The following is a 12,873-nucleotide window of genomic DNA, read 5'->3' as shown; positions in this document are numbered from 1 at the left end:
GACCACTGCGGAATCTGTAGCGACAGCACGGGAATCGCGGTCCTACAGTTGTCCTCATGCGGGGCTACGGGCAGTTCTGCCCGGTGGCACAGGCACTCGAGGTCCTCGGCGAGCGGTGGACCCTCCTCGTCGTGCGCGAGCTGTTCTCCGGCAGCCACCGGTTCAACGAGATCCATCGCGGCGTGCCCCTCATGTCCCCGACGCTGCTCTCCCAGCGCCTGCGCCGCCTGCAGCGCGCCGGCATAGTCGAGCGCGGCCCGGCCGGCGACTACCTGCTCACCGGCGCCGGCCGCGAACTGTGGCCGGTGGTCGAGGGCCTCGGCGTGTGGGGCCAGCGCTGGGCCCGCGCCGAGATCCGCCGCGAGCACCTCGACCCGTCGATGCTGATGTGGGACATGCGCAGGCGCATCGACCTCGACGCGATACCCGCCCGGCGGACCGTGATCGAGCTGCGCTTCCGCGGCGTCGAACGCGGCCACGCCGTCTGGTGGCTGCTGCTCGACCGCGCGAACGTCGACGTCTGCCTGTCCGATCCGGGGTTCGGCGTCGACCTGCTCGTCGACGCCGACCTGCGGACGATGATCATGGTGTGGATGGGCGACGTGCCGCTCACCGACGCGCTGCGGGCCGGGCGCGTCGTGGTCACCGGGACGCCCGCGCTGGAGCGGGCGTTCCCGCGGTGGCTGCGGCTGAGCGTGCTCGCCGGCGTCGAACGGCCCGGCTCAGCCGCCCGGCCGGCCCTCGGCACGGGGTGAGCCGCTCGGCTTGTGCCGGCGTGCCTCGCCGTTCGGGGTGGGTGGCTCGGGCTGCACGGGCTCGGCCGGGACGGCGGGCGAGGCCGGCGGATGAGGCGATCCGGACGGGCCGGATGGGCCCGACGGGCCGGACACGCGGGTCATCTCCAGCCGCCGCCACTTGCGGCGCTGGCGGCGGGTCATCTTGGCCGGCCACATCTCCTGGATCGCCGCGTTGAAGTACGCGCCGATGACGATCGCGAGCCCGATGAAGAACGCGAACAGCAGGAACGCGATCGGCGTGGCGAGCGCGCCGTAGGTGTAGCCGGTCGTCGTGATCCACGAGATGTAGAGCCGCAGCCCGATCGACGACAGCAGGAACACGAACATCGCGAGCACCGCGCCGGGCAGCACGCGGTGCCACGGTAGCTTGCGCGGCAGCGCGAGCTTGTACAGCGTCGCGAGCGCCACGACGAGCAGCACGGCCAGCGCGGGGTAGTAGAACGTGTTCAGCCAGTACGAGATCTCGTCTCGCCAGGCGGACGGGAAGAGCTTCGGCAGCACGTCCGGGCCCAGCGCGAGGATCGGCAGCTCGATGATCAGCAGGATGAGCGCGGCCAGGTAGAGCAGCAGCGCGAAGATCCGCTGCCACACCTCGTTGCGCACGCCGTACTGGTCGTGCGCCACGGTGATCGCGTCCACGAACGACGACATGGCCGACGAGCCCGCCCACAGGGAGAGCAGGAAGCCGAGGGTCAGGATCTCGCCGCGGCCGTGGCGCAGGATGTCGTCGACGGTCGGGGCGATGATGTCGTCGACGACGTTGGTGCTGAACGCGGTGTGCGACCACTCGATGATCGAGTCGTGCACCGAGTCGATCACATCCTGACCGAACCACTGCGCGACGTAGCCGAGGCTGCCGAGGAGCCCCAGGAGCAGCGGTGGCAGTGACAGCACCTGCCAGAACGCCGCCTCGGCCGCCTCGGAGAACAGGTTGCCCTGCCACGCCTTCGCCAGCGTGCGCTTGATCAGCCGCAGGGGACCCCGGCGCAGCAGCGCGCTGGTCCGCTGCGCCGCGTTGCGTGTCGGGTGTTGTGGCTGCGGGCTCATCTCAAGGTCAAGCATGGTCCATCCGTCGGGGAATGGCTCGCCTCACCCGGCGATACGACCGAAACCGTGTCGCCTCGCGCGGCGGCGGGGGACCGGAGGTAAAGTCGGGCCCGCCCTCAATGACGTCGCTTGAGGGCTTTGCTTTGCCCGTATCTGGTGCAGGGGGAGATGGTGACGGCCGAGCCGATCGTGCACGGAACGGGGTCCGGACCGGCCGCCCGGCCACTACGGGCCTGGCAGCGCCGGGCGCTGACGAAGTACCTGGCCGGCGGGCCGAAGGACTTCCTCGCGGTGGCCACGCCGGGTGCCGGCAAAACCGTGTTCGGCCTGCGGATCGCCGCGGAGCTGCTCGCCGACCGGATCGTCGAGCAGGTCACGATCGTCACGCCGACCGAGCACCTCAAGCACCAGTGGGCCGCCGCCGCGGCGCTCGCCGGCATCCCGATCGACCCCAACTTCCGCAACGGCGCCGGCGCCACCTCGCGCGACTACCGCGGCGTGGCCGTCACCTACGCGCAGGTCGCCGCGCATCCGATGCTGCACCGGGTGCGCACCGAGCACCACAAGACGCTGGTCATCCTCGACGAGATCCACCACGGCGGCGACGCCAAGTCGTGGGGCGACGCGATCCGCGAGGCGTTCACGCCGGCCGTCCGCCGCCTCGCGCTCACCGGCACCCCGTTCCGCAGCGACGACTCGCAGATCCCGTTCGTGGACTACGAGCCGGACGGCAGCGGCTTCCTGCGCAGCCGGGCCGACCACACCTACGGCTACGCCGACGCGCTCGCCGACGGGGTCGTCCGGCCCGTGATCTTCCTGGCCTACTCCGGCGAGGCGAGCTGGCGCACCAGCGCGGGCGAGGAGTTCACCGCGCGGCTCGGCGAGCCGATGACCGCCGAGCAGACCGCCCGCGCGTGGCGCACGGCGCTCGACCCGCTGGGCGAGTGGATCCCGGCCGTGCTCACCGCGGCCGACCTGCGGCTGCAGCAGCTGCGCCAGCACGTGCCGGACGCCGGCGGCCTGGTGATCGCGTCCGACCAGGAGTCGGCGCGCGCGTACGCCAAGATCCTCGCGCGCACGACCGGCGCCGAGCCGGTGGTCGTGCTCTCGGACGACCCGAAGGCGTCCGGCAAGATCGCCGGGTTCGCCGAGTCCGAGGACCGCTGGCTCGTCGCCGTGCGGATGGTCAGCGAGGGCGTCGACGTGCCGCGGCTGGCCGTCGGCGTATACGCGACCAGCGCCTCGACGCCGCTGTTCTTCGCCCAGGCGATCGGCCGCTTCGTCCGCGCGCGGCGCCCCGGCGAGACCGCGAGCGTGTTCCTGCCGAGCGTGCCGGTACTGCTGGAGCTCGCCAGCCAGCTCGAGGCGCAGCGCGACCACGTGCTCGGCAAGCCGGACCGGGAGTCCGACGGCTGGGACGACGAGCTGCTCGCCGACGCGAACCAGCTCAAGGACGAGCCGGGCGAGGAGGAGAAGGCGTTCACCTCGTTGTCGGCGTCCGCCGAGCTCGACCAGGTGATCTACGACGGCTCGTCGTTCGGCACCGCCGCGTTCGCGGGGTCGGCGGAGGAGCAGGAGTACCTCGGCCTGCCGGGGCTGCTCGAGCCCGAGCAGGTGCGCGCATTGTTGCGGCAGCGGCAGGCCGACCAGCTCACGGAGCGTTCCCGCCGGGCGAAGGAGCAGCAGCCCGAGCCCGTCCGGGCGCGGTCGCAGACCGTAGCCGAACGGTTGACTTCGTTGCGCAAGGAATTGAACACGCTCGTCGCGATGTACCACCACAGAACGGGAAAGCCGCACGGAATGATCCACAGCGAGCTACGCAGAGTGTGCGCGGGACCGCCCACGGCGATGGCATCAGCCGAGCAGCTCGAGGAACGGATTGCTACGCTGCGTTCTTGGTGACGCCTCAAAGGCCGGTTTGCGGGTATATGACCGCTCCGTTGCCAAACTGTGTCTCACACGAGGCGCAAAATGCGGTTCCGTGGCTTCCATCACTGACCGTCCCGGCATATGTTGTGCACCGCAACATTTCGCCCTGAGGACTGTGAAGGGACCGTTGAATGCGCAGTACAAGGCTTGCTCTTCTCGCCGCGGGGATGGGTCTGACCCTTGCCCTGTCGGCGTGTGGAGCCAATGAGGACACGGGCGGCGGGAGTGGTGGTGGCGGCCAGGACTCGGCCGACCAGTCCTCGGGTGGGATCCCGGTCGGCGTGATCCTCCCGGAGACGGCGACGTCGGCTCGCTGGGAAGGCTTCGACAAGCCCATGCTCGAGGCCGCCCTCAAGGCCGAGGGGCTCGACCCGGACATTCAGAACGCGCAGGGCGACGTGCAGAAGTTCAGCACGCTCGCCGACGGCATGATCAACGACGGCGTCAAGGTCCTGATCATCGCCGCCATCAACAGCGAGATCGGTGGCACGGTCGCGCAGAAGGCCAACGCACAGGGCATCCCGACGATCGACTACGACCGCCTCAACCTCGGCGGCAGCTCCGAGTACTACGTGTCCTTCGACAACGTGAAGGTCGGCGAGCTGCAGGGCCAGGGCCTGGCGGACGCGCTGAAGAACAAGCCGGGCGGCCAGGTGATCGAGATCGAGGGCGCGCCGACGGACAACAACGCGACGCTGTTCCACGACGGGCAAGAGAAGATCCTCAAGCCGCTGTACGACTCCGGCAAGCTCAAGCTGGTCCAGTCCCAGCCCATCGACAACTGGGACAACCAGAAGGGCGGCACCGTCTTCGAGCAGATCCTGACCTCGAACGGCGGCAAGGTCGACGGCGTCGTCGCGGCCAACGACGGCCTGGCCGGCGCGGTCATCACCGTGCTCAAGAAGAACGGCCTGAACGGCAAGGTCCCGGTCACCGGCCAGGACGCCACCGCCGACGGTCTGAAGGCGATCCTCGCCGGCGACCAGTACATGACGGTGTTCAAGCCGATCAAGCAGGAAGCCGAGGCGACGGCCAAGCTCGCCGCCGCGCTTGCCAAGGGCGACAAGGGCGCCGCGGACAAGATCGCGACCGACAAGAGCGACGACCCCGAGGGCAAGCGCGAGGTCAAGTCCGTGCTGTCCGAGCCGTTCCTGATCACCAAGAACGAGGTCAAGCGGGTCATCGACGAGGGCTACGTGAAGGCCGACGAGGTCTGCACCGGCGACCTCGCGGCGGTCTGCACCCAGCTCGGTATCTCCTGACCCAGCACACCCTGGGAGGCCGCGCCCGGAGCTTCTTCGGGCGCGGCTTTCCCGGGGGTGAGGAGGATTTTCGTTGTGAGTGAGCCCCTTCTCGAGCTGATCGGGATCAACAAGAGCTTCGGCCCCGTGCACGTGCTGCACGACGTGGACTTCACCGTCCGGGCCGGCGAGGTCACCGCGCTCGTCGGCGACAACGGCGCCGGCAAGACGACGTTGATCAAGTGCGTCGCGGGCATCTACCCGATGGACTCCGGTCAGATCCGCTTCCGCGGCGAGCCGGTCACCATCCACAATCCGCACGACGCCGCGGAGCTCGGCATCGAGGTCGTGTACCAGGACCTCGCACTGGCCGACAACCTCGACGTCGTGCAGAACATGTTCCTCGGCCGGGAACGCGGCAGCCGCTGGCTGATGGACGAGGGAAGCATGGAGAAGGCCGCCCGGGAGACGCTCGCGTCGCTCTCGGTCCGGACGGTCAAGTCGGTCCGCACGGTGGTGAAGCAGCTCTCCGGCGGGCAGCGCCAGACCGTGGCGATCGCGAAGGCGGTCCTCTGGGACAGCAAGGTGGTGTTGCTCGACGAGCCGACCGCCGCGCTCGGTGTGGCGCAGACCCGACAGGTGCTGGACCTGGTCCGCCGGCTGGCCGAGCAGGGCCTCGGCGTCGTGCTGATCAGCCACAACATGGCGGACGTGTTCGAAGTCGCCGACCGGATCTCCGTGCTGTACCTGGGCCGGCAGGTCGCCGACCTGCCGGCGAAGGAGACCACGCACAGCCAGGTCGTCGAGTTGATCACGGCCGGCCGCTCCGGCGACGTCGGCCTCGCGCGACCCGAGCAAGTCACTCTCTGATCTCTCACCCGAGGACCCCACTCATGACCGAATCCCCGGCCAAGGCCGACACCGCGCCCAACGGCGGCGCGGTCGCCGACTTCGGCATCGACACCACGTCCCAGTCCAGCAGTGAGGCCATCCGCGACTACTTCGCGCGGCTGCGGGGCGGCGAGCTCGGCTCGCTGCCCGCGTTGCTCGGCCTGCTCGTGCTGGTGATCGCGTTCTCCGCATTGTCGGACAACTTCTTCACCCTGAACAACACCGCGAACCTCGTCGCGCAGGGCGCCGGCAAGATGATCATCGCGATGGGTCTGGTCTTCGTCCTGTTGCTGGGCGAGATCGACCTGTCCGCGGGCACCCTCTCCGGCGTGTGCGCGGCCGTCATGGCGATGCATTACGTGGGTGGCGGCAACCTGCTCGGGCAAATGGGCAGCACGGTGTTCTACGTCTTCATCGTCGGCCTGCTCGTGGCCGCCGCGGTCGCGCTGTGGCTGCGCATCTGGGCCGGTGCCGTGCTGAGTGTCATCGCCGTGGCGCTGTCCCTTCTGGGCGTGGCGCCCAACGCGTGGCTCGAGATGCTGCTCGCGGTGTGCGTCGGCGCGGCGATCGGCTGCCTGACGGGCTTCATGGTGTCCAAGGTCGGCATGCCGTCGTTCGTGGTGACGCTGGCGCTGTTCATCACCTGGCAGGGTGTGATCCTGCAGTTCATCGGCGAGGGCGGCGTGCTCGGCATCCGGAGCTCGAACGTCCTGTTCAACGTCGCGAACGGCAGCCTGTCGATGCTCGGCAGCTGGGTGCTGTGCATCATCGCGGCCGGCGGCTACGCGCTGGTCGTGCTCGGCGAGCACTTCTCCCGGCTGCGCAGGGGACTCGTGACCCAGCCGACGCCGATCGTGCTCGTCAAGGTCGGCGCAGTCGTGGCGCTCTCGATCGTGCTGACCTGGCTGCTGACGCTGAACCGCTCGCCGAACCCGGACCTGGTGACGATCCGCGGCGTGCCCTACGTCATCCCGATCATCCTGGGCCTGCTCGTGATCGGCACCTTCGTGCTCAACCGGACCCGGTACGGCCGGCACATCTACGCGACCGGCGGCAACGCGGAGGCCGCGCGCCGCGCCGGCATCAACGTGGGCAAGATCAGGGCGAGCGTTTTCGTCGTATCCGCCGCCGCGGCGGCGATCGGTGCGATCGTGTACTCGTCGAAGGCGGGCTCGGTCGACCCGCAGGCCGGTGGGTTGAACACGTTGCTCTTCGCCGTCGGTGCCGCCGTGATCGGCGGGACGTCGCTGTTCGGCGGGCGGGGCAAGGTGGCGCACGCGGTCATCGGTGGCCTGGTGCTCGCGGTCGTGGAGAACGGCCTGGGGCTGCTGCGCCAGCCGGCGGCGATCGTCAACATCGTCACCGGTCTCGTGCTGCTGCTCGCCGCCACGGTCGACGCGCTGTCCCGGCGGAGGGCCGCGGTATCGGATTGACGGAACGGGAGCGAGGGGTTTGACGAGCACACCCACGGGGACGCCCAGCCTGGGCGCGCGGCCCGACGAGGTGCGCCGGCACAACCGCACGGTCCTGTTACGGAGGCTGCACATCGACGGCCCGTGCACCAGGGCGTCGCTCGCGGCTGAGCTCGGGCTCAACCGCAGCACGATCAAGGCCCTGGTGGACGGGCTCGCCGAGACGGGTGTCGTCGAGGAACGGGTGCCGCGCCAGCGCACGGGTGCCGGCCGGCCGTCGCTGCTCGTGCTGCCGCAGCCACACGCCGCGGTCGTGCTGGCGGCGGACATCCGGGTCGAGCAGGTGGCCATCGCGCTGGTCGGACTGGGCGGCGAGATCCTCGGGCGGAACAGCTGGAACCTGCGCGTGCGCACGCGCGAGCCGGACGAGGTCATGAGCCACGTCATCGACTCGACGCAGGTGCTCGCCGCCGACCTCGGCGTGGAGATCGTGGCGGCCGGCGTCTCGGTTCCGGGTGTCGTCCGCCGGTCCGACGGGCTCGTGCACGAGGCCCCGAACCTGCACTGGTCGAACGTGGCGCTGGGCGAGCACCTCGGCTCGGTCTTCGACGTCCCGATCATGGTCGGGAACGACGCCGAGCTGGGCGCGCTCGCCGAACACCTCCGCGGCACGGCCCGGGGTTCCTCGGACGCGGTCTACGTGTCGGCGGACGTCGGCGTCGGCGGCGGCGTCATCTCCGACGGCTCGGCCTTACGTGGCACGGCCGGGTACCTCGGGGAGCTCGGGCACATGGTCGTCCATCCGGGTGGGCGACCATGTTATTGCGGCAGCCAGGGCTGCTGGGAGACCGAGGTGGGCGAGCGCGCCCTGTGCCGGGCGCTCGGCCTGCGTGAGGGCTCCCCACGGGGGGCCGTGGTGGCCGAGCTGCGTTCGCTGGCGGTGGACCCGGTCGAGATGCGGGCCCGGCTGGGGGAGTTCGCCGAGTGGTTGACGTTGGGCCTGGTCAACGTCGTGAACGTGCTGGGTCCCGAGCTCGTGGTGCTCGGGGACCTGTTCACCGCGCTGCCGCCGTCGCTGGTGGCCGAGGTGGCCGAGGCGGTGCGCCAGCGGTCGCTCGTGTCCCGGGCCGTCGGTGGGACCCGTATCGTCGCCTCGACGCTGGGCGCCGATGTGACCTTGCTGGGGGCGGCGGAGCTGGCCTTCGAGCCGGTCCTGGACGCCGTCTGAGCCTCGTTGTCCACGGCTCTCAGGCTTTGGCGCCTGGGCTGTCGGTGGGCGTCGGTACCGTGGATCTCGGGGGGCCGGAGGCCGCCGTTGATCTTGGTCGGGTCTCTGGTCTCTCGCCGTCGGCGACCCCGTGACCCGCGAGCCTCCGCCGGGCTCGGCTTCGCCGTTACCGGATGCGCGCGCGGGCGGGACCCTCCCGGATCCCGCCCGCGAACGAAGTCGTCGAGTTACGAAGCCTGCCCCTGCTGAAGGTCCGCCTCCAGCTCACGCAGCCGCTCCTTGTGCTTGCGCGCGTGGTGCCCGCAGAAGAGCAGCTCGCCCCCGGAGGGGAGGATGGCTCGGACCTGTGCGGCTGCCCCGCACCGGTCGCAGCGGTCGGCAGCGGTCAGGTCGGGGCGGGCGAGTGTGGTGTGCATGTCAATCTCCCTCCGTCCCGGCACCGGGCTGAGCCGATGCCGTCTCCGGCTGCGACCACGGGGAGTGCTCGCTTGCCGTCTACTCTTCCAGACGTTCTACCCATCGTCAGTGTTCCCCGCCGTAATGAGAGATCCCTCAAATCGAGATTTAACCCAGTTGTCGCATCGCTGATCCCGGCATGCAGGATTTGCTGGTGCACCAGGTGGTTCGTGTGCTAAAAGTGCGCCGGGTGCCGGCCCCACTACTCTTCGTCGCCGGCGCCTCGTCCATGTATCTCGGCGCCGCCGTGGCCTTCTGGCTCTTCGCGGAGATCAACCCGGCTAGCGTCGCGTGGCTGCGGTCGCTCGGCGCCGCGCTCGTGCTGCTCGCCTGGCGGCGGCCCGGACGACGCGCCTGGCGTGGCCGGACCTTCTGGCTCGCCGCGCTGTTCGGGCTGGTCACGGCACTGATGAACATCGCGTTCTACGAGGCGCTCGCGCGGCTGCCACTCGGCACGGCCGTCGCGCTGGAGTTCGTCGGGCCCGTGCTCGTCGCGGCGTTCGGATCGCGGACCAAGCGCGACATCGCCGCCTTGCTGCTCGTCATCTGCGGAGTGTTGTTGATCGTGGACGTACAGTGGTCGGGCAGCACGCTCGGAGTACTGTTCGCCCTGGCAGCGGCACTGTTGTGGGCCGCCTACATCCTGCTCGGCAAGCGTGTCGCGGACATCGGGCTCGGTGTCGACGGGCTCGCCGTCGGGTTCGCGGTGGCGACGGTCGTCCTCGTGCCGCTCGCGTTCGGCACGGGGCCCGTCTGGGGCTCTCCAGAACTTCTGCTTATGAGCGTCGGGGTGGGTCTGCTTGCCACGGTCCTCCCGTACGCGCTCGACCAGGTGGTCCTGCGGCGCCTCGGGCACGCGTCATTCGCGCTCCTGTTGGCATTACTCCCCGTAACCGCGACGGCGATCGGGCTCCTCGTGCTCCGGCAGGTGCCGACCATCCCGGAGGCGCTCGGCATCGCCGCGGTCGTCGGCGGGCTGACCCTTCGCTCGCGCGAGCCGGCGGCCACAACCGAGCCGCTGTAACGCAAAACGCCCCGGGTCACGAGCCCGGGGCGTCTCACGAAGCAAGCCTCACTCGAGGTAGTCCCGCAGCACCTGCGACCGCGACGGGTGGCGCAGCTTCGACATCGTCTTCGACTCGATCTGGCGGATGCGCTCGCGCGTGACGCCGTAGACCTGGCCGATCTCGTCGAGCGTGCGCGGCTGGCCGTCGGTCAGGCCGAAGCGCAGCCGGACCACGCCCGCCTCGCGCTCGGACAGCGTCGCCAGCACCGACTGGAGCTGGTCCTGCAGCAACGTGAACGACACCGCGTCGACCGCGACGACCGCCTCGGAGTCCTCGATGAAGTCGCCGAGCTGGCTGTCGCCCTCGTCGCCGATCGTCTGGTCCAGCGAGATCGGCTCCCGGGCGTACTGCTGGATCTCCAGCACCTTCTCCGGGGTGATGTCCATTTCCTTGGCCAGCTCTTCGGGCGTCGGCTCGCGGCCGAGGTCCTGCAGGAGCTCGCGCTGTATGCGGCCGAGCTTGTTGATCACCTCGACCATGTGGACCGGGATGCGGATCGTCCGCGCCTGGTCGGCCATCGCCCGCGTGATCGCCTGGCGGATCCACCACGTCGCGTACGTGGAGAACTTGTAGCCCTTGGTGTAGTCGAACTTCTCGACCGCACGGATGAGGCCGAGGTTGCCCTCCTGGATGAGGTCCAGGAACGCCATGCCGCGCCCGGTGTAGCGCTTGGCCAGCGACACGACGAGCCGCAGGTTCGCCTCGAGCAGGTGGTTCTTCGCCCGCTCGCCGTCGCGCACGATCCACCGCAGGTCACGCCGCATCTGCGGGACCAGCTTCTCCGACTGCTCGTCGTCGGCCTTGCGCACCCGCTCCGCCGCGTACAGGCCGGCCTCGATCCGCTTGGCGAGCTCGACCTCCTCCTCGGCGTTGAGCAGCGCCACCTTGCCGATCTGCTTGAGGTAGGCCCGGACGGAGTCCGCGGACGCGGTGAGCTCGGCGTCCTTGCGCGCCTGGCGCAGCGCCTCGGACTCCTCCTCGTCCCAGACGAAGTCGCCGTCCTTCGCGTCCTTGGCGGGTTCCTTCTCCGCCGGCTCTTCCTCGACCGTCTCGTCGACGACGTCGATCTCGACGTCTTCGAGGTCCTCCAGGTTCGGCGACTCGAGGTCGGGCTCCTCGCCCTCCTCCGGCTCCGCCGCGCCGTCGGCCTTCTTGTTGGTCTCCGCGGCCTTCGCCTTGCCGGCGCTGGTCTTCTTCGCGCCGGCCGCGGTCTTGGTCGACTTGCGCGGCGCTCGCGTCTTGGTGGCGGGCGCCTTCTTCGTCGCGGTCTTCAACGTGGTGGGCTTCTCAGTCGACTCGTCGGTGTCCGGCTGAGCGTTTGCCGACTTCGCGGCGCTCGCCGAGGCGGTGGAGCGTCGGGTTGCGGATCGTGCGGCTGCCACGTACGCCCTTTCGCTGCTCTCGATCACGGACGACCAGAAAGCCTGGTCAACCGGATTTCGGGGAGTTGCCTACCGGCCGTGCGCGGCAAGCTGTGTTCCATTGTAACGACGATACTCCGCATCAGGTGCGGCACGGGCCAAGATCCAATGCAGCTCAGCCGTGCATGTTCTCCCGGACGGCCACCGCCGCACCCACGATTCCGGCGTCGTTGCGCAGCTCCGCGGGCACCACGCGGGTACGCACCTCGAGCAGCGGCAGCCACTTGTCGGCCTTCCTGCTGACCCCGCCACCGGCGATGATGAGGTCCGGCCAGATCAGGTCCTCCAGCCCCCGGATGTACCGGCTGACCCGCTGCGCCCAGTCGGACCAGGAAAGCCCCTTGTCGTCCTTGACCGACGCCGCCGCCCGCGTCTCCGCGTCGTGCCCGTCGACCTCCAGGTGACCGAACTCCGTGTTGGGCACGAGCTTCCCGTCGACGAACACCGCGCTGCCGATGCCCGTGCCGAACGTCAGCAGCACGACGACGCCCTCGCGGTCGTCCGGCCAGCCGTAGGAGATCTCGGCGATGCCGGCGGCGTCCGCGTCGTTGATCACGACCACGTCCGCGGGGGCGAGCCCCAGCCGCTCGCCGAAGAGCTCGGACGCGTTGGTGCCGAGCCACGACTTGTCGATGTTGGCCGCCGTGTACGCGACCCCCCGCTTGATGACCGCCGGCAGCGTCACGCCGACCGGGCCGCGCCAGCCGAACTGGTCGACGATGTCCTTCACCACGTCCGCCACCGCGTCCGGCTTGGACGGGTCGGGAGTCGGGATCCTGATCCGTTCGCCATGCAGCTTGCCGGCCTCCAGGTCGACCGTGCATCCCTTGATGCCCGACCCACCGACGTCCACGCCGAAGCCGAGGGTTGCCACCATCCCCACGGATCCCTTCGTACTCGATTCAGCTAGCTGTGCCACGGAGATTAGCCGGGTGTGGTCGGATAGGTCTCGTGGTGGGTGCAGAGCTTCTCGAGATCGCGACCGCGGTGGCGGTCGAGGCGGCCGCGCTCGCCCGGACCGCACGCGAGGCGGCGATCCACGACGTCGGCACGAAGTCGAGCGAGACGGACGTGGTCACGGCGGCGGACATCGCCGTGGAGAAGCTGGTCCGCGAGCGGCTCGCGGAGCTGCGACCGGGCGAGCCGGTGCTGGGCGAGGAGTCGGGCAGCTCGGGCGCGGCCGGAGGGGGCGTGTGCTGGGTCGTCGACCCGATCGACGGCACGGTGAACTACCTCTACGGGCTCCCCTGGTACGCGGTGTCGCTGGCCGCGCAGCAGGACGGCGTGTCGGTCGCCGCGGCCGTAGTGGAGCCGGACTCGGGCCGCCGCTGGACCGCCTCCCGCGGCGGCGGCGCCTACCTCGACGGGCACCGCTTGACTGTGT

General features: G+C 69.9%; 12 protein-coding genes. 8 read left to right on the top strand and 4 right to left on the bottom strand.

Annotation, left to right across the window (positions count from 1 at the left end; genetic code table 11):
* Positions 1 to 56 precede the first annotated feature (56 nt).
* Positions 57 to 755 (top strand): winged helix-turn-helix transcriptional regulator, encoded by a 699-nt coding sequence (locus VH969_RS17760; protein ID WP_331975522.1) that lies wholly within the window; start codon positions 57 to 59, stop codon positions 753 to 755.
* Here the strand turns inward: VH969_RS17760 and VH969_RS17755 are convergent.
* The gene (locus VH969_RS17755) at positions 723 to 1,844 is read right to left on the bottom strand and encodes a YihY/virulence factor BrkB family protein (protein ID WP_331975572.1); all 1,122 of its coding nucleotides are present in this window, start codon (positions 1,842 to 1,844) and stop codon (positions 723 to 725) included. The genes VH969_RS17760 and VH969_RS17755 overlap by 33 nt on opposite strands.
* Before the next feature lie 168 nt (positions 1,845 to 2,012).
* Here VH969_RS17755 and VH969_RS17750 point away from each other — a divergent pair, with 168 nt between their 5' ends.
* The 5 genes from VH969_RS17750 (at position 2,013) to VH969_RS17730 (ending at position 8,545) form a co-directional block, all read left to right on the top strand.
* A complete protein-coding gene (locus VH969_RS17750; RefSeq protein ID WP_331975570.1) occupies positions 2,013 to 3,746 on the top strand; it encodes a DEAD/DEAH box helicase in 1,734 nt (577 codons plus the stop codon).
* Between the two features lie 158 nt (positions 3,747 to 3,904).
* Complete coding sequence (locus tag VH969_RS17745) at positions 3,905 to 5,035, top strand: sugar ABC transporter substrate-binding protein (RefSeq protein WP_331975520.1); 1,131 nt, start codon at positions 3,905 to 3,907, stop codon at positions 5,033 to 5,035.
* A 75-nt stretch (positions 5,036 to 5,110) separates the two neighbouring features.
* Positions 5,111 to 5,884 carry an ATP-binding cassette domain-containing protein gene (locus VH969_RS17740; protein WP_331975518.1) on the top strand — a complete coding sequence of 258 codons (774 nt, stop codon included), beginning with the start codon at positions 5,111 to 5,113 and terminating at the stop codon, positions 5,882 to 5,884.
* 23 nt (positions 5,885 to 5,907) lie between these two features.
* Positions 5,908 to 7,338: a sugar ABC transporter permease gene (locus VH969_RS17735; RefSeq protein WP_331975516.1), complete on the top strand. Its 1,431-nt coding sequence runs from the start codon at positions 5,908 to 5,910 to the stop codon at positions 7,336 to 7,338.
* A 19-nt stretch (positions 7,339 to 7,357) separates the two neighbouring features.
* A complete protein-coding gene (locus VH969_RS17730; RefSeq protein ID WP_527249163.1) occupies positions 7,358 to 8,545 on the top strand; it encodes an ROK family transcriptional regulator in 1,188 nt (395 codons plus the stop codon).
* Between the two features lie 227 nt (positions 8,546 to 8,772).
* On the opposite strand, the gene VH969_RS17725 is transcribed toward VH969_RS17730, so the two are convergent.
* A complete protein-coding gene (locus VH969_RS17725) occupies positions 8,773 to 8,961 on the bottom strand; it encodes a DUF7455 domain-containing protein (protein ID WP_331975514.1) in 189 nt (62 codons plus the stop codon).
* A 179-nt stretch (positions 8,962 to 9,140) separates the two neighbouring features.
* Here VH969_RS17725 and VH969_RS17720 point away from each other — a divergent pair, with 179 nt between their 5' ends.
* Entirely contained in the window at positions 9,141 to 10,025 is an 885-nt protein-coding gene (locus VH969_RS17720) for an EamA family transporter (RefSeq protein WP_331975512.1), read from the top strand.
* A 48-nt stretch (positions 10,026 to 10,073) separates the two neighbouring features.
* Here VH969_RS17720 and VH969_RS17715 read toward each other — a convergent pair whose 3' ends face one another.
* The gene (locus VH969_RS17715; RefSeq protein WP_331975510.1) at positions 10,074 to 11,450 is read right to left on the bottom strand and encodes an RNA polymerase sigma factor; all 1,377 of its coding nucleotides are present in this window, start codon (positions 11,448 to 11,450) and stop codon (positions 10,074 to 10,076) included.
* A 154-nt stretch (positions 11,451 to 11,604) separates the two neighbouring features.
* Positions 11,605 to 12,366, bottom strand: a complete 762-nt coding sequence (ppgK, locus tag VH969_RS17710) for a polyphosphate--glucose phosphotransferase (protein ID WP_331975508.1) — start codon at positions 12,364 to 12,366, stop codon at positions 11,605 to 11,607.
* A gap of 77 nt (positions 12,367 to 12,443) precedes the next feature.
* Between ppgK and VH969_RS17705 the strand changes: the two genes are divergently transcribed.
* A partial coding sequence (locus tag VH969_RS17705; RefSeq protein WP_331975506.1) for an inositol monophosphatase family protein occupies positions 12,444 to 12,873 on the top strand: 430 nt, incomplete at its 3' end.

This window comes from Actinophytocola sp., assembly GCF_036555685.1.
Lineage (GTDB): Bacteria > Actinomycetota > Actinomycetes > Mycobacteriales > Pseudonocardiaceae > Actinophytocola.
The sequence above is the reverse complement of the archived record's forward strand: the minus strand, read 5'-3'. Positions and strand labels throughout refer to the sequence as shown.